Source organism: Paenibacillus sp. FSL R5-0701, from assembly GCF_037973995.1.
Classification (GTDB): Bacteria; Bacillota; Bacilli; order Paenibacillales; family Paenibacillaceae; genus Paenibacillus.
Window position 1 is genome coordinate 1,651,596 of record NZ_CP150230.1, and the last position, 23,586, is coordinate 1,675,181.

At 47.1% G+C, this 23,586-nt stretch carries 22 protein-coding genes and 1 pseudogene; 12 read left to right on the top strand and 11 right to left on the bottom strand.

Features of this window, described 5'->3' with window-relative positions:
- Positions 1–27 precede the first annotated feature (27 nt).
- Positions 28–1,208: pseudogene (locus MKZ13_RS07585) on the bottom strand (IS3 family transposase).
- Positions 1,209–1,582: 374 nt separating this feature from the next.
- On the opposite strand from MKZ13_RS07585, the gene MKZ13_RS07590 reads away from it, so the two are divergent.
- A complete protein-coding gene (locus tag MKZ13_RS07590; RefSeq protein ID WP_221819238.1) occupies positions 1,583–2,266 on the top strand; it encodes a queuosine precursor transporter in 684 nt (227 codons plus the stop codon).
- A 205-nt stretch (positions 2,267–2,471) separates the two neighbouring features.
- Positions 2,472–2,825, top strand: a complete 354-nt coding sequence (locus MKZ13_RS07595; RefSeq protein ID WP_339182993.1) for a hypothetical protein — start codon at positions 2,472–2,474, stop codon at positions 2,823–2,825.
- A 284-nt stretch (positions 2,826–3,109) separates the two neighbouring features.
- Here MKZ13_RS07595 and MKZ13_RS07600 read toward each other — a convergent pair whose 3' ends face one another.
- Positions 3,110–4,198, bottom strand: coding sequence for a Xaa-Pro peptidase family protein (locus MKZ13_RS07600; protein WP_339182995.1), 1,089 nt, complete (start codon positions 4,196–4,198; stop codon positions 3,110–3,112).
- Positions 4,199–4,459: 261 nt separating this feature from the next.
- Here MKZ13_RS07600 and MKZ13_RS07605 point away from each other — a divergent pair, with 261 nt between their 5' ends.
- The gene (locus MKZ13_RS07605; RefSeq protein ID WP_221819244.1) at positions 4,460–5,671 is read left to right on the top strand and encodes a PQQ-dependent sugar dehydrogenase; all 1,212 of its coding nucleotides are present in this window, start codon (positions 4,460–4,462) and stop codon (positions 5,669–5,671) included.
- A gap of 440 nt (positions 5,672–6,111) precedes the next feature.
- Here MKZ13_RS07605 and MKZ13_RS07610 read toward each other — a convergent pair whose 3' ends face one another.
- Together MKZ13_RS07610 and MKZ13_RS07615 are read right to left on the bottom strand one after the other, a co-directional pair.
- On the bottom strand, positions 6,112–6,843 hold the full coding sequence (locus tag MKZ13_RS07610) for an MBL fold metallo-hydrolase (RefSeq protein WP_339182998.1): 732 nt from the start codon (positions 6,841–6,843) through the stop codon (positions 6,112–6,114).
- Between the two features lie 56 nt (positions 6,844–6,899).
- On the bottom strand, positions 6,900–7,442 hold the full coding sequence (locus MKZ13_RS07615) for a hypothetical protein (RefSeq protein ID WP_339183000.1): 543 nt from the start codon (positions 7,440–7,442) through the stop codon (positions 6,900–6,902).
- Positions 7,443–7,546: 104 nt separating this feature from the next.
- Here MKZ13_RS07615 and MKZ13_RS07620 point away from each other — a divergent pair, with 104 nt between their 5' ends.
- Entirely contained in the window at positions 7,547–8,410 is an 864-nt protein-coding gene (locus MKZ13_RS07620) for an SDR family oxidoreductase (protein WP_221819248.1), read from the top strand.
- A 47-nt stretch (positions 8,411–8,457) separates the two neighbouring features.
- Here MKZ13_RS07620 and thrS read toward each other — a convergent pair whose 3' ends face one another.
- From thrS to MKZ13_RS07635, 3 genes are all read right to left on the bottom strand, one after another.
- The gene (thrS, locus tag MKZ13_RS07625; protein WP_339183003.1) at positions 8,458–10,458 is read right to left on the bottom strand and encodes a threonine--tRNA ligase; all 2,001 of its coding nucleotides are present in this window, start codon (positions 10,456–10,458) and stop codon (positions 8,458–8,460) included.
- 472 nt (positions 10,459–10,930) lie between these two features.
- A complete protein-coding gene (locus MKZ13_RS07630; RefSeq protein ID WP_339183005.1) occupies positions 10,931–12,691 on the bottom strand; it encodes a HAMP domain-containing sensor histidine kinase in 1,761 nt (586 codons plus the stop codon).
- Positions 12,688–13,449 (bottom strand): response regulator transcription factor, encoded by a 762-nt coding sequence (locus tag MKZ13_RS07635; RefSeq protein WP_339183007.1) that lies wholly within the window; start codon positions 13,447–13,449, stop codon positions 12,688–12,690. The genes MKZ13_RS07630 and MKZ13_RS07635 overlap by 4 nt, the downstream gene beginning before the upstream one ends.
- A gap of 221 nt (positions 13,450–13,670) precedes the next feature.
- On the opposite strand from MKZ13_RS07635, the gene MKZ13_RS07640 reads away from it, so the two are divergent.
- Complete coding sequence (locus tag MKZ13_RS07640; RefSeq protein WP_339183009.1) at positions 13,671–14,774, top strand: M23 family metallopeptidase; 1,104 nt, start codon at positions 13,671–13,673, stop codon at positions 14,772–14,774.
- A gap of 107 nt (positions 14,775–14,881) precedes the next feature.
- Entirely contained in the window at positions 14,882–15,385 is a 504-nt protein-coding gene (locus tag MKZ13_RS07645) for an N-acetyltransferase family protein (RefSeq protein ID WP_339183011.1), read from the top strand.
- Between the two features lie 114 nt (positions 15,386–15,499).
- On the opposite strand, the gene MKZ13_RS07650 is transcribed toward MKZ13_RS07645, so the two are convergent.
- The gene (locus MKZ13_RS07650) at positions 15,500–15,991 is read right to left on the bottom strand and encodes a DinB family protein (protein WP_339183014.1); all 492 of its coding nucleotides are present in this window, start codon (positions 15,989–15,991) and stop codon (positions 15,500–15,502) included.
- A 286-nt stretch (positions 15,992–16,277) separates the two neighbouring features.
- On the opposite strand from MKZ13_RS07650, the gene MKZ13_RS07655 reads away from it, so the two are divergent.
- From MKZ13_RS07655 to MKZ13_RS07680, 6 genes are all read left to right on the top strand, one after another.
- A complete protein-coding gene (locus tag MKZ13_RS07655; RefSeq protein WP_221819256.1) occupies positions 16,278–16,691 on the top strand; it encodes a hypothetical protein in 414 nt (137 codons plus the stop codon).
- A gap of 2 nt (positions 16,692–16,693) precedes the next feature.
- Entirely contained in the window at positions 16,694–17,983 is a 1,290-nt protein-coding gene (locus tag MKZ13_RS07660) for an ammonium transporter (protein ID WP_036610695.1), read from the top strand.
- A 342-nt stretch (positions 17,984–18,325) separates the two neighbouring features.
- Positions 18,326–19,267, top strand: coding sequence for a YwqG family protein (locus MKZ13_RS07665; RefSeq protein ID WP_339183017.1), 942 nt, complete (start codon positions 18,326–18,328; stop codon positions 19,265–19,267).
- A gap of 175 nt (positions 19,268–19,442) precedes the next feature.
- Positions 19,443–19,910, top strand: a complete 468-nt coding sequence (locus tag MKZ13_RS07670; RefSeq protein WP_339183019.1) for a DinB family protein — start codon at positions 19,443–19,445, stop codon at positions 19,908–19,910.
- Positions 19,911–20,017: 107 nt separating this feature from the next.
- The gene (locus tag MKZ13_RS07675) at positions 20,018–20,971 is read left to right on the top strand and encodes an aminoglycoside phosphotransferase family protein (RefSeq protein ID WP_339183021.1); all 954 of its coding nucleotides are present in this window, start codon (positions 20,018–20,020) and stop codon (positions 20,969–20,971) included.
- Positions 20,972–21,106: 135 nt separating this feature from the next.
- Entirely contained in the window at positions 21,107–21,613 is a 507-nt protein-coding gene (locus tag MKZ13_RS07680; RefSeq protein WP_339183023.1) for a DUF2569 family protein, read from the top strand.
- 132 nt (positions 21,614–21,745) lie between these two features.
- Here the strand turns inward: MKZ13_RS07680 and MKZ13_RS07685 are convergent, their stop codons facing one another.
- From MKZ13_RS07685 to MKZ13_RS07695, 3 genes are all read right to left on the bottom strand, one after another.
- Positions 21,746–22,204 (bottom strand): threonine/serine exporter family protein, encoded by a 459-nt coding sequence (locus MKZ13_RS07685; RefSeq protein ID WP_339183025.1) that lies wholly within the window; start codon positions 22,202–22,204, stop codon positions 21,746–21,748.
- An 18-nt stretch (positions 22,205–22,222) separates the two neighbouring features.
- Positions 22,223–22,984 (bottom strand): threonine/serine exporter family protein, encoded by a 762-nt coding sequence (locus MKZ13_RS07690; RefSeq protein WP_036611092.1) that lies wholly within the window; start codon positions 22,982–22,984, stop codon positions 22,223–22,225.
- A gap of 235 nt (positions 22,985–23,219) precedes the next feature.
- The gene (locus MKZ13_RS07695) at positions 23,220–23,525 is read right to left on the bottom strand and encodes a hypothetical protein (RefSeq protein ID WP_339183028.1); all 306 of its coding nucleotides are present in this window, start codon (positions 23,523–23,525) and stop codon (positions 23,220–23,222) included.
- Between the last annotated feature and the right edge of the window lie 61 nt (positions 23,526–23,586).

The window sequence follows — 23,586 nt, forward strand, 5'->3', positions numbered from 1 at the left end:
CCCTGTCAAGTAGACAGATGAAAAAAGCTATGCTGCCAGCGCGCATCGATATTCAATCGGTGCGCGCTGTTTGAGTTTGGCTTGAAAACGTCGGTAGTTGTAATGGTACATATAATCTTCCACGGCTTGTCGAATCTCTGCTTCTGAATTACACTGGTTAAGGTACAGCTTCTCTGTCTTGAGATGCGAAAAGAAGGATTCGATGCATGCGTTATCCAGGCAGGTTGCTTTGCGAGAGTGGCTACCCTTCACGCCGAATGCTTCTAATCGTGTGTTGTACGCCTGAGACGTGTATTGGAAGCCTTGATCCGAATGGAGCACGGCTTCCGAAACGTCTCTTTTTTGTGTCCATTGTTCCACCGTATCCAATACGAGCTGAACATCGTTCCGTTTAGATAATTGCCAAGCTACAATTTCGTTGTTGAACAAGTCTTGAATGACAGACAGATAAACGAATGTGTTTCCATCCGAAATATAAGTAATATCCGTCACCATTTTTTGCTGGGGGGCTGTGGCATGAAATTTGCGCTTCAGGCGATTCGGATAAATCACAGATGGCGTATAGCTGGACTTCTTCCGCTTCTTACGAATGACCGATTGGATCGATAGTTCCCGCATGATTCGCCATACTTTCTTGTGATTAACGTTCAGACCAGCCTCCCAGAGCGCCGTTGTCATGCGAGGATAACCAAACTCTCGGTTTGCAAAATGAATAGCCATCATGTGTTCTTTGATCTCACGATCACGGTCTTGTCTTGCGTCTCGCTGCGGCTGTGTTGCTCGCCATTTGTAATAACTGGAACGGGGTATTCCTGTAATCGATAATAGGCGTGTAATGCTATGCGAGCAGCGCAATTCGTCTATGATATCGTAGTTCTCCCGTTGGCTCAGCGCTTCTCCTTTACTAGATTTGGATACCGCTTTTTTAAATAATCCACCTGTGCTTGAAGGTAGTCACGTTCTTCTTCTACACTGCTAAAGGCAGTACGGGGACGTCCTTTCATTGGATTCGGAACATTGTTTTTTCGCTCATCGAACGATTCCCCGTTTTTCCACTTTTTCACCCACACCTTCAGTTGTGAACAGTTTCGAATTCCTTCGCGTTCAGCTACCACTTTATAACTTGAAGACCCTTCGACATAGGATCTAACCGCATTCAATTTAAATTCTTCGGTATACGTCTGAAATGTTTGTCCTTTTTTTGCCATAAAAATATCCCCTCCAAGTGTCACTTGAACCCTCATGATAACATGAAGGCTTTTTCAAGTGTCTACTTAAAGGGGATAATACCATCCGGAGGGCGGTTTTTTTACGGCAATCAAACTATGCTGTGCACAGTGGTGAAGCAGTCTTCTTTTTCTATACACGGTGCAAGGGGAATAGAGGTAGGAAAAACTAGTATGGTCGAGAGGGACACGGGAGGAGTATAGGCGGGTTCGTAGTCACTCAGGCACACTTGGAGTTATTTAGTTCTGTTCATGGGGCGAGAAATGTGATAGAGTATTCATGTTTTGGCCCTGAGCCAAACCGCGGTTCGTAACCATCCCGCGTAATCAAAACTAGGAAGGCAGTGTATGTATTTATGTTTAACTTAGGGTGGGGAGCAGTTTTTGTTCTCGTAACTTATGGATTTTTCCTGTTGTGTTACCGCTTGTTCGGTAAAAAAGGTCTCTATGCCTGGATTGGTGTGGCTACGGTTATAGCCAACATTCAGGTGACCAAAACGATAGATATTATGGGAATCGTACTGACGTTAGGCAACACGATGTATGTCAGCATGTACCTGACCAGTGATCTGCTCAATGAGAAATATGGACCAGGTGAGGCACGCAAAGCCGTATGGTTCGGTTTTTTCACGTTGATTATGACTACGGTTCTGATGCAGATGGTGTTGTTTTTTGAACCGGCACCAACGGACTTTGCACAGGATTCGATGAAAACATTGTTTGGTCTGCTGCCACGACTGGCCCTCGGAAGTCTGACGGCATACTTCATCAGTCAGTTCTTGGATGTACGATTGTACTCCTGGTTACGCAAGGTAGCCCCAGGACGCAATCAGTTGTGGATACGCACCAACGGTAGTTCGATCATCAGTTCATTCGTGGATACACTGGTGTTCTGCGCGATCGCGTTTGCGTTCATCTACCCTTGGGATGTTTGGCTGGAAATCTTCCTGACGACGTATATTATTAAATTTGTATTAACTGCGGTTGGAACGCCGTTTCTGTATGCTGCACGCAGCTTTAAGTTTAAGGATGAGGCTTAGGCAATATTCAAAGAGTATCATTTAAAATCACCCTTTGCACAGTCAATTGTAATTCGGACTCTGCAAGGGTTTTTTTTATAGAAAACAGACCCGAAACAAGAAAAATCCTTTTTACATTTTCATGAAAAAGTTATAATATTAACAACCTGTCGTTATGAGCGTGTATCATTAGCCAACGATGATTTCAACCAAAGGGGAATCGAACATGTACTCTACACTGCGTTATACACTGGAAAGCAATGGCACAACCTACGAGAATGATAGTATTAATGCCTCGTTATTGGTGGAGTTGATCTCCAATCTGGAATTGCATGAATACGTAGTACTTAAACCTTCGGAGGTGGTGGAGGGAAGTATGTATATGCAGGCTGCTGCGCTTGAGGAACCAGGGCAAATGGTGGCAGAGATTCGTTTGCAGGAAGGCGAGGACGGTTTCCGGCATTACAGCTACAGCACAACAGATCCAACCGGGATTATTCAATGGTTTCTGGATTACTGGGGGAAGCAACAGCTGCCACAGCTGGAGTCTTGGCAGGATATCACGCAAGAGTTTGGTTAATGGTAAATGAGTGAGCAGGAATAAGATTACGTAGAATGCAGACGGAGTAATCTAGGATATGCTTTGTATTAATTACAATCCCGCAACCCATGATATTCATGGATTTGCGGGATTTTTGTGTTCGCGTGTGTACTTTTCTGTATACAGGCCTGAGGCGTACGCAAAAGGAGTATATTATTTAGAAGATACAGTTCAGCACAGTTTGGTGCAGTTTAGTTCATGATGCATAAATATCGGCTGAGCATTGATGTATATGGGCTATTTTTGACATAGATCCAATTACATTAGTCGGTAAGGATTTGCAGTTCTTTTGGATATGTTGTCAGAACTTCCACACCCGTCTCGGTCACAATTACATCATCCTCAATGCGGACGCCGCCTGCTGCGGTATATATGCCCGGTTCAATCGTGAATACGGTACCTTCATTCAGGATGTCCATATTCTCTCCATGGAGAGAAGGATACTCATGTACGTCAATACCGAGTCCATGGCCTACTCTATGCATAAAACGTTCGCCGTATCCCGCTTCTTCCGTGACCTGGCGTGCTGCACGATCCACTTCAGCGCAGGTGATGCCTGGTTTCACGATTTGGATGGCAGCTTCGTTCGCTGCGAGCACGGTGTTATAGATGGTTTTGAGTTCAGGTGAGATGTCACCAAAAGCGAATGTACGCGTGATATCCGAAGCATATCCACCGGCATAGACACCCATGTCAAACATCAACAGGTCACCATGTTGCAGTTTCCGTTCACCTGGTGTACCGTGTGGCAGACCTGTTTTGGGTCCCGTGAGCACCATGGTATCAAAGGAAGGACCATCGGCACCCAGCTTTTTCATCTGATACTCCATCTCGGCGACAAGCTCGATCTCAGTTACGCCTGTACGAACATGAGAGAGTCCTTGACGCAATGTTTCTTCAATCAGATGAATGGCATGGCGAATGCGGGCTACCTCATCAGGTGTTTTTTTCACACGTAATGTGCGAAGCAGGGGGCCAACATCTTCAAAGCTGGCAGCACCCAGTGCGGCGGTCAGTTGCTCATAACGTGCGACCGTCACGTACTCTTTTTCGAGACCTACTCGACCCAAGCGCCCTTGATAACGTTCGAACAAAGCGTATGGATTATCCGTATCCGTGTGAGTGGCAATGTTGGATACCGAGGAAGCGGCAGCGGCAGCTTCAGCATCGAGCGCAGGTACAATCAACAAGGGCTCTTCGCCGCGTGCGAGAACCAGACCTAGGAAGCGTTCATGCGGATTGCTCGCAAATCCGGTTAAATAGTAGATATGTTTTGGATCTGTGATCAGCATGGCGTCCAATCCTTGCCCGGACAGAACGGCTTCAAGACGAGATAAAGGGTTTTGATTCATAAGTGTAGTTGTCCACCTTTCCATTCATACTATCCTTCTATTATAAAAGATTATGATGGAATTCCAAACTGCGGTGATTTCATGTCCTCGGAATACCTTGAATTCTCGGTTTAAGCGGCTGGTGTGAAGGGTAATACAGGGCGAAACCGCTTTACAGATGAATAATAACACCTCAACTATAGAGAAAAAAACATTAACAATACGTTAAGCATGACTTATTTATTTTATACAAAAGAACGATATACGAAGGGAGATGTTATCATGAATAATCGAGTAACCGTTCCGCTGTATGCTTCATTATTAAGTGTAGCACTGTTAACCGCGTCATGTTCTTCAGGCGAACCCTCAACGGGAGGAGCAGAGCAGACGCCTCAGGGACAGGGAGCAGGTCAGGGACAGACAGCGAATGGAGGCAATACCGGTGCAAGTGGGAATGAGAGTGGAGCGCAGGGGGAGACGGTTATTCCGTATCAGACTTCCGTTCTGGTTGAAGGATTGAATGCACCGTGGGAGATTGTGAGTGTGCCTGATGGTCGGATGTTTGTAACGGAACGGCCTGGTGCGATTCGGGTCATCGAGGATGGAAAACTAGCCCCTGAACCACTGATTGAATTCTCAGCCCCGTTTAATGAAGAAGGTGAAGGAGGTCTGTTGGGTCTGGCAGCTGATCCGGACTTCGAGGAGAACGGTTATCTGTATGCGTACCACTCCTATCTGGAAGACGATGACATTGCGAATCGAGTGTTACGCCTCAAGGTGAATGATGGCAAAGCGGTCATAGATCAAGAGCTGCTTGGCAACATCCCAGGCGGAACAAATCATAACGGTGGGCGGATCAAAATTGGCCCGGACAAGTTGCTCTATATCACGACAGGTGAACGTTATGAACCGGAACTGTCACAGAACAAAGATAGCCTTGGCGGTAAAATATTGCGGATTGGTCTCGACGGATCGATCCCGGCAGACAACCCATGGCCGAATTCACCTGTATACAGTATGGGACACCGCAACGCACAGGGACTGGCATGGAACCCGGACAACGGTTATCTGTATTCTACCGAGCATGGGCAGCGGAATCACGATGAGATTAACCGGATTGTAGCTGGAGAGAATTATGGCTGGCCTGAGGTGGAGGGAGACGACGATGGCAACGACGCATATCAGGCTCCGCTTGCACATAGTGGGAATGATACATGGGCGCCGTCTGGTGTAGCTTTTGTAGAAGAAGGTCCTTGGGCTGGATCTCTGATTGCTGCGAATCTGCGTGGAGAGCAGTTGCTGAAGGTTACCCTTTCGGAAGATGGCACACAGGTGAAGAAGGTGGAACCCCTCTTCGAAGATGAATGGGGTCGAATTCGCAATGTGAGTGCTGGCGAGGACGGGAAGTTATATGTGCTTACGAACAATCGGGATGGACGAGGATCGCCACGAGATGGAGATGACAAGCTGATAGTGCTTACTCCGGAGAGTTAAGTCTGGAGTCAGGGGAGATAAAATCAGTGTTGCAGGACAGTGTCGAACCGGATTGGTATCCCCGTAAGGGTGAGGATGAAGTAAGTTTAAAACGAACGGTTACCACTCAACTTGAGTCAAAGCCCTGAAGTGCCCTGAATCTGAATCGCATTCAATAAAATTTTTCTAACGAACCTGACGCACCTTGAATAGAGGTTTGGTGGCGTTCGTAGTCTGAGATTCATTACAAACAACTCCAGTGCAGTAGTAGATGCACATGGTTAATTAATTAAAGGAGCTGTCCCCGTCAAATTCATGACATTTGGGGACAGCTCCTTGATTGTAATCTATGTGTCATCCTAATCTTGAATGAGCTACAACGCACAATGCCGCACGAAGAGAAACAGCGTTAATAGGATGCTTGTGTCATTCCAAAAATACTCACAGCTCCACGTTCTTTACTACTCTGCGCTCTCCGCAAGTGTGGCAATACGCTGAGTCGGATCATTTGTGTACTCTCCACCGTGATAACAGAGAACCTTATTGAGCTTAAGGTTGGTCAGTTTCTTCAGGCTTCGCAGCGCTTCAGGCATGTCCGGTGTCGCTTGTGGTGCAGGGCCAACCAGTTCATCATCGACCACACGAAGTTCATCGGCAGCGAGCAGGAACTGTTGCTCCCCGAAATACAGGCAGATATGACCTGGCGTATGTCCCGGTGTATGAATGACCTGTGTACCACCTTGAAGGGGTAACAAGTCTCCGTCCGCCAGAGTTCTACTAATGTTCACTTCAGGCAGCTGCAAGAGCAGTTGGTCTGCCAGTGCCAAAACGGGCGCGGGCAGCAGAGCACGACGTTCAGGCGTGAATTTGATCAAAGGTTTCTCACCGGTTAGATATGGAATCTCATCGGCATGTGCCCAGATTTCAAGATCGGGAATGGCATCCAGAAGAGCGCCCAAGTTACCGATATGATCAATGTCCTGATGGGTAATAATCACCCGTTTGACGTCCGCGAGCTGCACGCCCTCATGTTCCAATGCGGATTGAAGTTCGGCAAATTGTCCAATCATGCCCGTATCCATCAGGGTAACGCCATCTGCATCACGAAGCATGACGGGGAATATGGGGCTGTTCCCGGAAGGTGTGGGAATCTGGAGATTTAGCACAGTAATCGAAGTTGTTGGATGGCTCATGGTTATCCGGACCGTAGTCCGGTACACCTCCTTTTCTTTTTTAGCAATGATTGTTGTTATTCAGGGCGATTGTATTTTAAGTGTTTTCTATATTTTTTAACGGTATGGAGCAGCGCTTCGAACGTTTCTTCTTCATTACTGCCATCTTTAACGATGGAGACAAACGAGAAGTTATCATGAACAAGTTTGTTCCTCGTCTGATACACCAGACTAAGGGCTTCAGCGAAGTGTTCTTTTTCGGATTCCAGAGCAATGAACTCTTTACTCAGTTCGGACTGAATAATCTCCATGTTGGAGCGTGCACGGTAGGCAGGAGTTTTCATCAGCTGGGTCGAATTAAACTTTTTCTGATATACGTCTCTGTACAGTTGATGTAACATTTGTTCAATAATGGCGCATAATTCGATGACCAGTGAAGCATATCTTCGGTTTTTGCGTTTTCGGGTGAGCTCACGTGTTTCTTCTTTGTCCAAAATACCGTATTTTTCATACAGCGTAGAGTCAACGTTCTGCAAGATTTCCTGATATTCCTGTTCGAGTAGTGCGATTTCAAGTTTGGCTTGTTTTTTAACTTTTTTAAAATCTTCTTTGGTCAGCATACTTGTCCTCCCATGGAAACCGAGATGTGATCCTATCATTATCTCATATTGTCCGTCGTCGCGCCTCTAATTTCGGAACCTCAGGTTCAGAAGGGAAGTACCTCATGTCCAATCAGACAGCAATTGTAACAGGAGCTAACTCGGGTATGGGGTTGGCAACCACCATTGAACTTGCAAGACAAGGATATCGCGTAATCATGGCATGCCGCAGTGAGAAGCGCGGACAAGAGGCTCTTCAGGAAGCTGTGCGTCAGTCCGGCTCTTCTGCGATTGAATTGATGTTGTGTGACCTGGGTTCACTCGAAAGTATACGCCAGTTTGCCCGCACATTCCGCGAGCGTCATGATCGCCTTGACGTTCTGGTTAATAATGCAGGGGTAGTGATGGTTAAGCGGAAGGAAACCTCAGATGGGTTCGAACAAAGTATCGGGATTAACCATCTGGGGCATTTCCTGCTGACCTTACTTTTGATAGAACCTCTGAAAGCCGCGAAGCAGGGACGGGTTGTGAACGTTTCGTCAGGTGCTTACAAGGCCGGCAAAATCCACTTCGAAGATCCACATCTGCACAAAGGTTATAATCCGATCAAAAGTTACGCCCAATCCAAATTGGCGAACGTGCTGTTCACTCGTACACTGGCTCGCAAACTGTCAGGTACGTCTGTCACAGTGAACTGTCTACACCCTGGTGCGGTGGGAACGAGTATTGGCGTAGATCGCAATACCGGATTTGGCACACGTATTATGGCGTTTGCAGGTAAACTTCCATTCTTTCTGTCCCCTGAAGAAGGGGCGCGAACGGCTGTTTATCTGGCCACAAGCCCTGAAGTCGTCGGCATCACCGGGCGTTACTTCTATCAACAGAAAGAGCAGCAGCTGAAGAAACATGCCGTTGATGATGCTTCAGCTGAGCGTTTCTGGACATGGAGCGAAGAACAGGTGGGGCTAAAGCCTGACGAGAAGTTGTAATTCAGCACAAGCTGATGAGTGACCCATGAATAGAGTCGTTACATCTTTTATACTTTTGCCTTCACAGCTTGTTGGATCATTTCAATAACAGCTTCAATGCGTTGGATGCCTTGATCTCCCTGACCGTATGCACGGACAGAGGCGGATGAGGCATTTTTCTCATTCTCACCAAGTACGAGCGAATAAGGCACTTTTTCCATCTGGGCTTCACGGATTTTGTACCCGAGCTTCTCGCTCCGCAGATCTGTTTCTACCCGAATGCCCGCAGCCCGGAGTTGGCTCTGTACTTGGAGCGCATAGTCTACATAATGATCCGATACAGGTAGGAGTTTCACTTGTACAGGTGCAAGCCAGAGTGGGAACGCTCCTGCGTAATGTTCAGTCAGGATGCCGATGAAACGATCGATGGAACCGTAGATGGCACGATGGATCACGACAGGACGGTGTTTCAGACTATCTTCGCCAATGTAAGTGAGGTCGAACTTCTCCGGCATTTGAAAATCAAGCTGGATTGTTCCGCACTGCCAGCTGCGTTTCAGCGCATCGAGGATATGAAAGTCAATTTTTGGTCCATAAAAGGCACCGTCTCCTTCGTTAATGCGATACTCCACGCCTCGACGATCTAGTACATTCTGCAAAGCTCTTTCAGCTTGATCCCACAGTTCTTCCGATCCCATGGAATCTTCCGGGCGAGTGGACAATTCAATCTTATATTCGAACCCAAAGATGTCGTACATACGTCCGATCAGTGAGATCGCCTGATTAATCTCGTCCTCGATCTGCTCTGGCATGACGTATAGATGGGCATCATCCTGGCAGAATGTCCGCACACGCATCATACCGTTCAGGGCACCTGAGAATTCATGGCGGTGAACCTGACCAAATTCCATCATGCGAATGGGTAATTCGCGATAGGAATGAAGTGTGTTTTTGAAGATCAGCATGTGCCCAGGACAGTTCATCGGTTTCAGTGCAAAAGTAGCATCGTCCACTTCCGAGAAATACATGTTGTCCTTGTAATGCTCCCAATGGCCGGATTGCTCCCACAGCCGGTTGTTCATCATGAGAGGAGTCCGAACCTCCTGATAACCTTCCTGTAATTGCAGCTCACGCGAGAATTGCTCCAGTTCAGTGCGAACAGTCATGCCTTTGGGCAGATAAAAGGGCATGCCGGGCGCTTCTTCGGAGAACATGAACAGTTCAAGCTCTTTGCCAAGTTTACGATGATCCCGTTTCTTCGCTTCTTCGAGCATGTGCAGATGTTCATCCAGTTGGGCTTTGTTCGGGAAAGCAGTGCCGTAGATGCGTTGTAGCATCTTATTATCCGAGTTACCCCGCCAGTACGCACCAGCCACATTCAGCAGCTTGAACGCTTTGATCCGACCAGTGGATGGAAGATGGGGACCGCGACACAGATCGAAGAACTCTCCTTGATCATAGATTGAAAGTTCGGCGTCCTCTGGCAAATCCTGAATGAGTTCAAGCTTATAGGGGTCTTGGATCTCTCCGAAGATCCGGAGGGCTTCCTCCCGGTTAACGACCCGGCGACTGATCTTATGATTCTCCTGAATAATTTTGTTCATTTCCCGCTCGATGGCAGCCAGATCACTGATGGACAAGGCATGCTCCAGATCAACATCGTAATAGAATCCATCTTCAATGACTGGGCCAATGCCCAGTTTCACTTGTTCTGCACCGTAGATGCGTTTGAGTGCCTGTGCGAGCACATGTGCTGCGCTGTGACGATAACGATACAGACCTTCCGCACTGTCCAAAGTAACGATAACAAGTTCGCAATCTTGCTGGAGCACCCAATCGAGATCGACATTTTGACCATCTACAATACCGCCAATAGCCTGTTTTCCCAGGCTTGTGCTGATGGATGAGGCGACCGCACCGACAGTGATGCCTGCTTCGTAAGAACGTACCGCGCCACCTTGCAGACGGACCTCAATGGAATGGCTGGATTGTTGAAGATCATTTGCTTGGTTGTTAATTTCGTTACCTGATTTGTTGCTTGCTGAGTTACTGTTTTCCTGTTTGCTCATGTGAACCACTCTCCATTTCTTAAAATGAAAGCGCAAAAAACACCCGTCCCGGAAAAGGGACGAGTGCGCTTGGCTCGTGGTTCCACCCTAATTTGGTTATGGTGCACCCTGATCTCGACCAGCCGTCGTGAACAGGAAACATCATAACCCTCATTGGAATCCGTTATCGGGGATCAGACGGTGGACTCTACTGGCAGCATGCCGAACATCCGAAGGAGGTCCGAAATGCTGAGGTTGGAGGTCACGGCTGCAGAGGGGTAATTCCGGTCCGTTCGCTGAAGAAGGTTTCACCAATCCCCTCTCTCTCTGGGCAGCACGCAAACGAAATCATGTCTCTGGTCATCGCCAAATATGTTAGATCAACTCATTCAAATTATTCTGAAATATGTTGCATTCAATATCAATATATTGGAACAGGTGTTGTTGAGTGTCGATTATATAGACTGAAAATGGAAAGGTCAAGTGGAACATTTTAATTGGTTTCGGACGGCCCATCCCATATTAAGCGAATGATCGTTCCTTCACCAGGGGTGGACTGTACCTCAATACGACCATTCATGGCTTCGATCAAACCTTTGGTTACCGCCATGCCCAGCCCTGATCCAACGTCCGATGTACCTGTATCTGTACCGCGATAGTATCGTTCAAATAACTTCCATACCATCTCGGAGTCCATGCCTCGTCCATTATCGGCAAACTGAATGCTGAATTCATCTACCTGCTTACCAGAATGCACACTGACAACCAGGATGGACTCGGGCGGATTATGAAGAAGGGCATTGGCAGTCAGATTATCCACAATTCGTTCAAACGACGGAATATGGACAAGTCCATACACAGGCACTTCGGAAGGTTGGAATAGGATGCGACCTTCCCCATATGCAGGATTCCGTTCGGCGCGCTGGATCAGATCACGAAGCAACGCATTTACGTCAGTCTCTTCAACCACAGGTTGATATCCTCCGCTGCGTAATCGATAGGTCATGGCAAGGTCGTTGACAAGCCTGTCCATATACATGGACTTATCGAGCATTATGCCTGCGAATTCCCTGACTTCCTCCGCGGTCCAGCTATACTTATCCGCCTCAAGCATATGAGCATATCCCTGAATGGAGGAGAGGGGTGTCTTCAGGTCATGTGTTATGCCAGCAATCCACTCCTCGCGTAGTGAATCGGTCTGTTTCCGAAGTTCTTCATCTTGTTTCAATGTGTGAGACAAGGCCTGCATGGAGCGGAGCACCTCAGCATACACGTGATATTTCCGTTTCCATTTTCCGTTACGACGCTGGCTGCGAGGCACTCCTAAAGCTCCGGTGGGTTCCTCGTAATGCCCTCGCTCCAGACGCTGTAACCATTGGAGCATATGCAGCATGGGTGAGCCGAATCGATTGGCATACCAGAAGGCAAGCAAGATGAGCAGAATGATGATGGATACAATCAATACAACCAATGCCGGTTCCAGAATAAAATTGTAGGGGTTCTGATCAGTGTTCACCGCTGGATCACCAGGGATGCTAATCAGCCAGGTAGTTTCATTTTGTTCGTCGTACCACGTTGCAACAGACATACCTGATCGACTCGGATAGCGAACTTGCAGAACAAGTTCCTGAATGGTGTATTCGCTAGGTACGCCCATGTCCGGTTTGTTATAGGAGGAGAGCTCGCGTCCTGACGCGTCCAATACTTGAAGATAAGCATTGGCGGCACGGAGGGCCTCCTGTTGGTCGGTCTTAAGATCAAGCTTCCCGTTGGTGAAAGCAAGGTCTGAACGAATCTTATTCATTAAGGACTTGGCCGGGTTACTCTCACCATATAACAAGGTGAATTCCTTCCCGTTTTTCTCCCGGATTAGCATGACGATCTGATAAGGGAAGGGCTTTTGGCTTTCCCAGTATGCAATCAATTCTCCCGGTTTATAGTGAGTAGGAACATCGGCCGGGGTGTGGTATGCATCTATGGCGTAACCTTGTTCATCCAGAACTTGCAGCCAGCCTTGATATTTATCTACTTGCTTCAGCAATTCGGGGTCATATCGGATGGTATCATCCGGCATGATCTCTGCTGTATTAATTAATTGGTCCAGACCGTTGGCAGCAAAATCATCTACCAGATTCACTTCATTTACCTTTTGTACGACCCAGTAAGTGGCTACAGACCCAAGCAGGATGATAAGAACAACTGCACCGGCAAGCATCCCGATAAACCGGGTCATTAACCTGCGACGAATACTCATGGGCGTGACACATGTTCCGGCTGAATCAGTTTGTAACCCAGACCCCGGACGTTGACGAGAAACACCGGATTGGAAGGATCGGCTTCAATGCGCTCCCGAATGCGGTGAATATGAACCATCACGGTATTATCATCACTAATGGCTTCAGAGCCCCAGACTCGCTCATAGAGGTCTGATTTGGTGAAGATTCGATTGGGATGTTTGCAGAAAAAGAGTAGCAGTTGAAACACAAGTGCCGGACAGGGTACGGGCTCACCTTCAACCCGAAGTTCACCAGCCCACTCCAGTACCTGGAATCGTCCAAAATCGTACACGCCTTCCGATGTGCAGCGAGATGACGTATTTACGTTAGATGGGTTGTGATCCGAGATCGCTGCGGTTTTAGAAGGTAAATAACGCTTCAGTAATGATTTAATTCGAGCAACCACTTCCAGAGGATTAAAGGGTTTGGCAACATAATCGTCGCCCCCAACGGCGAACCCGGTTAATTTGTCATAATCCGTTGTTTTGGCCGTCAGAAACAGGATGGGAGCATCGGTGACCTGCCGTAGAAAAGGACAGATTTCCAGTCCGCTTTTGCCAGGAAGCATGATGTCGAGCACGATGCAATGATACGTCTTGTTGTTGCATGCCTCAATGGCAGCTTCGCCTGTTGTAACGGTATCAATATCGAGAAACTGCTCTTTGAGCAGAACGGTTTTGAGCATATGCAGAATAGCCTGTTCATCATCCACAAGCAGTAATGAGACGTTATCCATAGTTTAAAAATGACCTCCTGATCCTTCCGTTGTGTGTATTGCTAATCATACCATCCAAGAAGGCTGTATAGTGTATGAGCTATCTTAACGGAATCTTAATTATGCAGCCTCAAAAGGCGTTGCAAGTTTAACTACATGTAAGATGGGGTTAGACGAAGGATAAGACTCATTCTGTACACTTAACTGGAAAGTATAACGATTAACGGAAAGGGATGTTGAGAATGAACAGAGAAGGTCATCTGAAATCAAAACAAAATACACAATTGAAATTGCAGAATAAAAGGGGGTGGAAGGTGCTTGCGATTACCCTTGGAGCTTGCGTGATATTGTCTGCTTGCGGCAACAGCAACTCCATTACTTCCGACCAGGCGGAGCAGCAGTCAGCCGAACAGGCATCCAATACAAATAAAGAGGGTGAGAACACTCATCAGGAACAGGATTCTGCTTCAGCAGGAACTGCAATGGTTACACCCGACAATTTTGTTGATACCCTCATGAAGGGTTCCAGTGAAGATATTTACCGTCAGTTGAGTCCTCAAATGAAGGAAGCGATCACACTTGAAAATCTTAAAACGTCTGCTGACGAGTTCCTGGAAGGAGTAACTTCCCTGGATCAAGTGTTCGCAGCTGAGATGAACAATCTGACCGAGTTCGCCTGGAAGGATCAAACAGGGACAAAAGGGATTCGAGCCTATTTTACCGAGGCCAATCAGATTGATGGTCTGTTGATCCAGCCGCTGGAAACCCATAAGAATACAGATCAAAAGTTCACCAAAACTGAATTCCATTTCCCTTTAAAGGGTGAATGGTATGTGTTCTGGGGAGGTAACGATGTGATGTCGAACTATCATTATGAGCATGAAACACAGCGCTATGCGCTGGATATCATTCGTTCAAAAGAAGGTTTTAGCTATAACGGGGATGCCAAGGTGAACGCAAACTACCATGCTTTTGGTCAACCACTCTATGCTGCTGCGGACGGAACAGTTGTCGATACCAAAAATGACATACCAGACAATATACCCGGCGTCATGAATCCCGAAGAGCCAGCGGGGAATTATGTGGTGATCGACCATGGCAACAATGAATACAGCATCACAGGACACATCAAGGAAGGTACTGTTTCGGTCAAAAAAGGAGATAAGCTCAAGCAGGGAGACCCTATCGGTGAGCTTGGTAATTCGGGGAACTCCAGTGAAGCTCATCTGCATTTCCAGGTGTCGGATGGCCCGGATCTGTTCACATCTCGCTCAATTAACATTCGTTGGGCAGACCAGACTCAGCAGTTAACTCGTGGGAACACAATTCAGGGACTTCCAGAGTAATGATGGAGTAATTCTCTGTCAGAATGTTAGAGGTGACGAAGGCTTCTATTTTCCATTATAATATCCTCTATGATAATAGAACGATCTGGAATGATGGAGGAATAGTGATGAAACTGGAAGATGTGCAGATTGAATATGCGCGCCTGGAGGACTTGCCGAGGATTGTGGAAATTTATAATTCTACCATTGAGGGCCGTATGGCAACAGCGGATTTGGAGCCGGTGACGGTGGAGCAACGTTTGCCTTGGTTCGAGGAACATACACCCGATCATCGTCCGCTTTGGGTGATGAAGCAAGCAGGACAGGTGGTAGCTTGGGCAAGTCTCAGCTCGTTCTATGGACGCCCTGCGTATAACGGAACGGTGGAAGTCAGTGTATACGTCGATCAGCAATGCCGCGGAATTGGGGCTGGCGGACGTTTGCTTGAAACGGTATTTGAGGCGTGTCCTGCACTTGGGATTACGACCATTCTCGGATTTGTCTTTGGGCATAACGAACCGAGTCTGGGGTTATTGCGCAAGCATGGTTTTGAACAGTGGGGATATTATCCCGAAGTTGCCGTACTGGATGGTGTGAATAGAGATCTGGCGATTTTGGGCAAAAAAATATAAGTGTCGTTCTTATTCGTAGGATAAGAACATTGAAAACCTTCAACCTAAATTAATAGGATTGGAGGTTTTTTGTCGTTCAACTATATTCTTTGCTATGTGAAAGTAAGGTTGTGTTTATACGCCAAGCTGCTGTTTGATCTCTTGGATCTGTCCCAGATGACGTTCCTCATGATAACTTGTAAAGTCAATCCATTGGGTTAGATCCATCTCACCAAATACGGGATGAGGAAAGGACTTGCTGCGCAGCAGGTCAGGATCATGATCCAATGCAAAGTTATTTAACGATTGGTGAGATTCGTCCAGATCATTGCGTACGTCTGCAAGTGCTTCGGGCGCTGCTGGAGGCTGAAGATGGGGTGGTGCCTCTACGGAGCGGCTGCGGTCCAACGATAATTCATATGGTTTTTTGTCCACAGACACCGTCTGTTCCTTCTCGAGGGCCAGGCGGGCTTGTTTTCCAATGACATTTTCCATCAGATTCAGATGACGTAGTACTTGCATAATACTCCACTGTTCGGGTGAAGATTTTCGGTTCAATTGTTCTTCTTCGAGTCCTGAGATGGCTTCCCAAATTTGGTTGCGTATATTGTCATTACGAGTAAACATCGTGCAATCCTCTCCTTATATACGGGTTCTATGATGCGGGTAGTCTGTGTATGTTCATTACCCAAAATGTGGATGCTTATTCTTGAAGCATTGAGAATGGAAAGAGTGAATGCGAACCTAGGCAAGATTAGCCTTTGTTAGATGTGATTTGTGGCAAATAAAAAAAGCCGTTCTCCATGAACGGTTCATTTAAATCCATCCCAAGTCCAAAAAAAGATTGACGGGCAGACCCCGGCAAACTATAATCGGTACAAGTAACTTGATATGTAAGGAGTCCTGACATGATATGTTAGTAATCGACGAGGTGTATCACCATACAGCATTGCAAATATCATCGTCCGATTTATTGTACCTTATCGAACGGCTGAAGGTCAAAAAAGAAAATGAGATCCAAACGCTCAAGCAGAAGATCGAACAGTTCGAACAGAAGCGTCGAGCGGAAGAGGTTGCTTATCAATCGTTGTCGCCCGTACGCAAATGGTTTGCGGGCCGCCCAGCATCCCATCATCAGGCGGTAGAGTATATGGTGCAGGTGAAGGAACGTTTTCGCAAGATGGAACAGATTCGCAGACGCATACGTGAATTGGATCAGATCGCAGAACGAATTAAGCATCCGGACAGCATTGAGCGGGACGAGATTGAGCTTGCGCCCGATACAATCCGTGAACTCAGACAGCTTAGTGAAACGGAGGATGTATAAACATGACTTTGGAGACGTTAAGCACCGGGATTGATACGGTCTGGGTCGTACTGAGTGCAGCGATGATTTTATTGATGGAGGGTGGATTCGCCCTGCTCGAGGCTGGCTTTGTGCGTTATAAAAATAGTGTGAACATTATTATGAAGGTTTTTGCTGACATTACGATTGGAACGTTGCTGTTCTATGCTATCGGTTTTGGACTGATGTATGGTTCGGACGTTGGCGGTTTTGCGGGAGTAACGGGATTTTTCCTGAATGGGGATTTGTCTCACCTGGACGTACCGGTATCTCTGGAGACATTCTGGTTGTTCCAGGCTGCCTTTACCATTGCTGTTATTTCCATCGTTTCAGGAGCGGTAGCCGAGCGGATCAACTTCCGTGCCTACCTGTTGTATATCATATTGATGACGGCGATTATCTATCCAATTGGTGGACACTGGGCATGGGGCGGCGGCTGGCTTAGTCAGCTGGGGATGCAGGACTTTGCCGGTTCGGCTGTTATCCATGCACTCGGCGGATTCTCGGCACTGGCGGCTGCGATTATTATTGGCCCGCGTAAAGGCAAATACACGCCACTTGGCGTAAGTGCCATTGCACTCCCGAGCAATCTGCCACTGGCATCTGTAGGTGCATTTCTGTTATGGTTCGGCTGGTTTGGCTTCAATGCTGGTAGTACACTCAGTGCGACGGATGTAAGAATTGGTCACATTGCGATTGTTACGATGTTATCTGCGGCTTCGGGTGGTGCGGTTACGTTGTTGTATACGTTATTCCGCTTCAATCGTTCAGATGCGCCATCGGTCATTAACGGTTCACTCGCGGGACTCGTCGGCATTACGGCAGGCTGTGCTTTTGTTGGTGATGTAGCAGCGATATTCATTGGGGCAGTATCCGGTCTATTGATGATGGCAGCCACTAACTGGCTGGACCGTCGGCAGATTGATGATCCAGTTGGTGCTTTCCCGGTGCATGCCGCATCCGGGATGTGGGGCACGATTGCTGTGGGTCTGTTTGCCACGGATGGTGGATTATTCATGGGCGGCGGCTGGAGGTTGCTGGGAGTTCAAGCACTTGGCCTTACAGCCTTAGTCATCTGGGGATTCGCCATGACCTGGATCGGGCTGAAGTTGATTGGCAAAATTGTGCCTGTGCGTTCGACAGAAGAAGAGGAAGATTTGGGTCTGGATATCAGCTATCATGGGGTGATGGCAGCCCATCAGGCCCATGAATTCCTGGATGGTGAGGAGCATATGCGTGCTTACCAGGAGAAGTCTTCTGATCCAAATCGTTAAATGGAATATAGAATTAAGGAAGTAGACTGACAAGGAATGTCAGTCTCTTTTTTCTATATAAATTGGACTGCACATTTACACGAGAACGTAGAGGACAGAAAGAACCTGAAGAATCGAAGAGTTCGCCTTTATCCCCGGATTTTTACCTTTGCAAAGGTGAATCTAAAAAATTCTGGGGATAACAGCGATCGGAAGGTTGTTCTGTCATCGGAGTGGTAAGTGTAAAATATTCTTAAGTTCAATTTATATAGAAGCAGGGAAAGACGTCCGGGCGGAAGAATATACAGGTGTGAACCTGAATATGTCTCAGCATAGGTGTATTGTCAAAAGGGGAGGATCTATATGATTAAGCCAGAACAATGTGAACGTCTGACCAGAAAAGCCCGTAAAACACTTGAGGAATATGGTTTGGGAGTTGCTGCCGATCTGCTGCTGTCTTCAAGCCGCTGGGGAATTCGCCTCGATGTATCCACACTGGACGAATATCGCAGAACAGGAAACTCACGTGTGGGTGGACATCCGGATTTGCCAAGTCGCATGGAATGGCCCGTAACACAAGAAGGAGTTCTAATGACTTTCCTGGCCCAACTGAACCTGGTGGATTTGTCGCCGTATACGCCGAATGATGGGCGCGGGACTTTGCCTGAACGTGGAATGTTATACTTTTTCATTGGCACGGATGAATCTGCTTGTCCCATTGAACATCGTGTGATTTTTGAGCCAAGTTCTCATAACCTGATAAGGCGAGAACCTGAGGGTGATACCGCGCTGGATGGAGCACCGTTTGTTGCACATTCGGTGACTGTGCTGCCTAATCTTGAGTTTCCTACATATGCATATATTGACTCCAACGGGCTGAATGAGCTCTCGCCGCCGAGGCTTGAGAACGATGAGGCCGAAGCGGAAGTGAGTCTGTATGACCGTTACCTTGAATTCGAGTCGAGTTGGAATCATCCAAGTACGCTGAATTGGGGTGGGATGTTTGGATATCCTGACGGGCAGCATCCGGATGCCGAGCATCGTGCCTTGTTACAGATCGCACTGGGAGAAGAGTACGATTATAATGAGCAGGAGTGTGAGAAGAAGCTGACCAAGCATTACGGCGGTGATGAGGATCGGACATGGCAGGAACTATCCGATACGCTGCTGCTGTTGAAGATAGATACGCATGATGCTATTGGTTTCCAATGGTGGGATTGCGGGGAACTGCAATTTTTCATTCGCAAGTCTGACTTGGAGGCTGGACGATTCGAGCAAACGTATTGTTCGTTATACTCAAGTTGAGCAAAGATTTGAAAACAAATAGGCAACAAAATGTCCTGAATCCCGTCTATAAGAAGGAGGAAGGACTTTTTTGTTCGTAGATTGATAAATTTGAGGTATAACTTGTTTATATATTAGGGAGGGATATCTTGGTTGATAACCGATCATATGTTCTGTATAATGGGATAAAAAGGAAGTGTGTCTGTTGATTCAATCTGCGTTCAAACATATTGACGTGGCCGTAACATCGTTGATTGATATATGTGATCAGTTGTCGGAAGAAGATTTGGCTTTGACTCCAATTGAAGGTAAACGGCCTGTTGGAGAATTACTAGCCCATCTGTCTGTGATCTGCCGAGCGGATGTTTATATTTCCGAAGGTGCATCGGAGGAAGAGATGGCTCAATTCTATGCAGAGAATCAGGCGCATTCGCTCGGTGAGATCAAGCAGGCTTTGATTGATAACCAGATGTATCTATACCAACGGTACAGGCAGTTTAACACGGAAGAGTTATTACATGTGACGGATTCGTACTGGGGAGCTTCCTATAGTCGGCTGGAGTGGTTACTTGAGATTATGGGGCATGTATATCATCACAGAGGACAATTGTATACGATGCTGACCCTGACGGGCAAAGAACCCGAATCAGTACTTTTTAAATAGAAACGGATAGAATACATATAAGCATGTTATAGGAAATATCATGGGTTAAAGTGGGAATAGACCGACGATACTACACGCCATACGTGAAATAACGGAGGATTCGGGACGTGGAACAACACGATACATGGAATGCATCGATGGACAATACGTTAATTGACAGGTTAAAACAGATTCCTGAACTTGGTCAGGCCACGCGGATTGAACCTGTTATGAAGGGTTATTCAGCAGATACTAAATTCAAAATGTTTATCCCTGGTCAAGGCCATGTGCTGGTGAGGGTGTATGATATTGCTGAGGAATGGATGAAGCAAAGGGAATATCAATATTTGCAGAGCATGCAACAATTAGGTGTACTGTGTCCAGCAACGTTGGGCACAGGTAGATTGGATGAGAAGAACGGATATATGATTCTTAGCTACATTGAAGGCGAAGATGCTTCCGAGAGACTGCCTCAGCTGAATGAACAGCAGCAGTGGGCGGTTGGTTTGGAAGCAGGAGTGCAGCTACAGCTGATTCACCAGTTGCCGATGGAGGGACAGATCGAATCATGGTACATACGCAAGAGCACCAAGCATCAACGTTACGTGGAGCGCTATAAACAGTGCCCTATCGTGATGAAAGAGGATCATGTTATTCTAACGTTTATTGCAGACCATCTTGGTTGGATGAAAAATCGTCCAGATGGATTTCAGCATGATGACTTTCACCCGAGCAATCTCGTCGTTAAGCAGGATAAACTCGCAGGAGTGGTTGATTTTAATCGTTATGATCAAGGTGATCCCATTCATGAATTTTTGAAGCTGGGTTTGTTTGCTTCGGAGATCAGTATTCCATATTCCATAGGTCAAATTCAGGGTTATTTCGATGGCAATGAACCGGATGAGTTATTCTGGAGATTGTATTCACTGTATACGGCCATGGCGCTGGTGTCTTCTGTGGTGTGGATTCAGCAGGTGAAGCCGGAAGAGACACATGAGATGATGACCAAGATCGAACGTGTCCGTGAAGATCATGATGATTTTCGCAGTTTCATCCCTCGGTGGTATACTTTGAACAGGTAAGGGAAAAGCATAGCCAACAGATTATGCTAAGGTATACCCGGATCAGAATTATATTTGAGGCCAGGCAACGAAGTGGAACTTAGGCACAAGCGGTTATTACTGGAGACGTTTAATATTCGGTATGAGGAGGATGAAATGAACAATAGACACATGAATTCGGATGGAGAGCTGCCTGGCATCTCCGGATTAGGCGGCTGGCTCATTTTAATCCAGATCAGTCTTTGGTTTGCGTTGGTGTTTCTCATCTCGGATGTATCGCAGGTGAATGTCATCATGGACCCTGCCAGATGGGAAGTAGGCCGTGGTGTCGATCCTCAGATTTACACGGAGATGATCCGTCCACTCCTGTGGTTTGGTTTCATAAGCAGTACCATTCTATTGATAATCGTTATCGTGAATCTCATTCTTTTATATAAACGGAAGAGACAGTTTCCACGTATGATGATGGTGATGTACCTGATGAATGTGATCATAAGCATCGTGACGTGGATTCTGATTGCACGCAATGAAATCCCAAGAGAACAGCATGTGCTTGATGCAACTCCGGCTTTTCAGTTGATCGTACGATCACTTCTGACATGTTGTATCTTTATCCCGTATTTCCTAAAGTCGGTACGTGTGAAAAATACGTTTGTGAAGTAAATAGACTTCTTCGATTGTCTCACTGCACTATAGTGCTCTATAGGATAGTGACACGTAAGGCCCGTTGCTATACAAGAGATCATCCTGTATGCTAACGGGCCTTTACGTGTGTTGAATATATGAAAAGAATAATCATTTCGATGATGATTGTTCCCGAATTGAGGCGGGAATTCGGCGTATCATCTGGTTTAATACCTCGGAGAGCACCAGGCCTACGGCAATAGCTCCGGATAACATGAGTGCTTTGGCGGCCATCTCCATAGCGGCACTGTAGTCATTTTGCACAAAACTTCGCATCGCATTATACGCCAGTCCACCAGGAACGAGAGGAATGATGCCTGCGACGCTAAAGATGATGACAGGTGCGCGAAACATGCGAGAGAATACCTGGCTGATGACACCTACGGCTATGGTCGCTGCAAGTGTAGCAGGCACCGCATCCGCTGCATATTCAAGCACGATATAGATGATCCAGCCGATCATGCCGACAAATCCACCGTGGAGCAGCATGCGCCGTGGTGCGTTGAAGATGATCCCAAACGCGGCTGAAGCGACAAAACTGGTCAAGGCTTGTTCAATAAAATGGAGCATATCCTGCATTCCTCCGTCTTACATAAAAAGTGAAAATACAACTGCAATGCCGGTACCTATGGCAAAGGCGGTCAGAAATGCCTCGGCTCCCTTGGATAATCCGGAGACAAGATGTCCGGCCATTAGATCGCGTACAGCATTGGTAATCAGCAGCCCCGGAACCAGTGGCATAACCGAACCAATAATGATTTTGTCCCGTTCATGACCTACTCCCATGTAGATCAGGAGAAAAGCGAGTAAGCCAATAACAAAGGATGCCGTAAGCTCGGCAAAGAATTTGACCCGCACCAACCTGTGAAAGGCAATAACGGCTGCATAACCTATGCCCCCGCAGATTAACGCCGGAAGAAAGTCGCTCCAGCCCCCGCCAAACATAATGGTAAAACAACCACTGGATAACGCTGCGGCCGTAAGCTGCACCGCCGTTGAATAGGAGGAGGGCTTGCCTTCGATCTGTACCAACAGATCATGAGCTTCCTGAGCGGATAGCTCACCTTGCCCAATGCGGCGGGAGACTGCATTCACCTCAGACACCTTGTCCAGATCCGTCGTACGCTCGGAGATACGAATCAGCTTGGCGGGTTCGGTTGCATCAACAGAGAAGAAAATGCCTGTCGGAACAACGTAACTGTGCGAATGGGGTAAACCCAGCGCAGCCGCCATACGTTTCATCGTATCTTCCACACGGTAGGTTTCACCACCGCTTTGCAGCATGATTTTGCCTGCGAGCAGACAGATTGCAATCACGCGGGATTGTTCAGTAGGGTTGCTGCCAATCATACCCGTCTCGGCTTGTGATACGGGTGATGAATCATGACGTATGTATTCCAACCGGATCAAGCTCCGTTTCATATGAGATATGGGGTGGTGCGACACCATTGTATCATATTTCACACGCTCGCAAGGAATCATACCGCACCATGGCCGGGACCATAAAAAAGCTTCGTTCCCAAGACTTGAAGATCTCAGGAGCGAAGCTTCTTGGAACAGGTTCGGATATGGAAGTACAATACCCCTACATCAAGAGTGTGATAACCAACAATTCATACAGCACAAGCGGCAAAATCGTTGGTCCAAACAAGGCGCGCGGTTCAGGATATCCGTGCATCGGGGTAACCTGGAGATACAAAATTCCCCGGTCTGCACTGATGATGACACCTTCCCACACTTGCCCATCGATATTCTGGACGTGTACCTTCTTGCCTATATGCTGCCGGGCTGTATGATGAAGCATATTCCGCACACTTTGCACGGATTGAAGCATCGGTTGATTGGCTTGATACACGACACGCGCGGATGGCGTGGATGTGGATTCAGACATGATGCACAACCCTTCCTCAAAATAAGTTCTTACTTCAAGGTATGCATCTGCCTATAAAAGG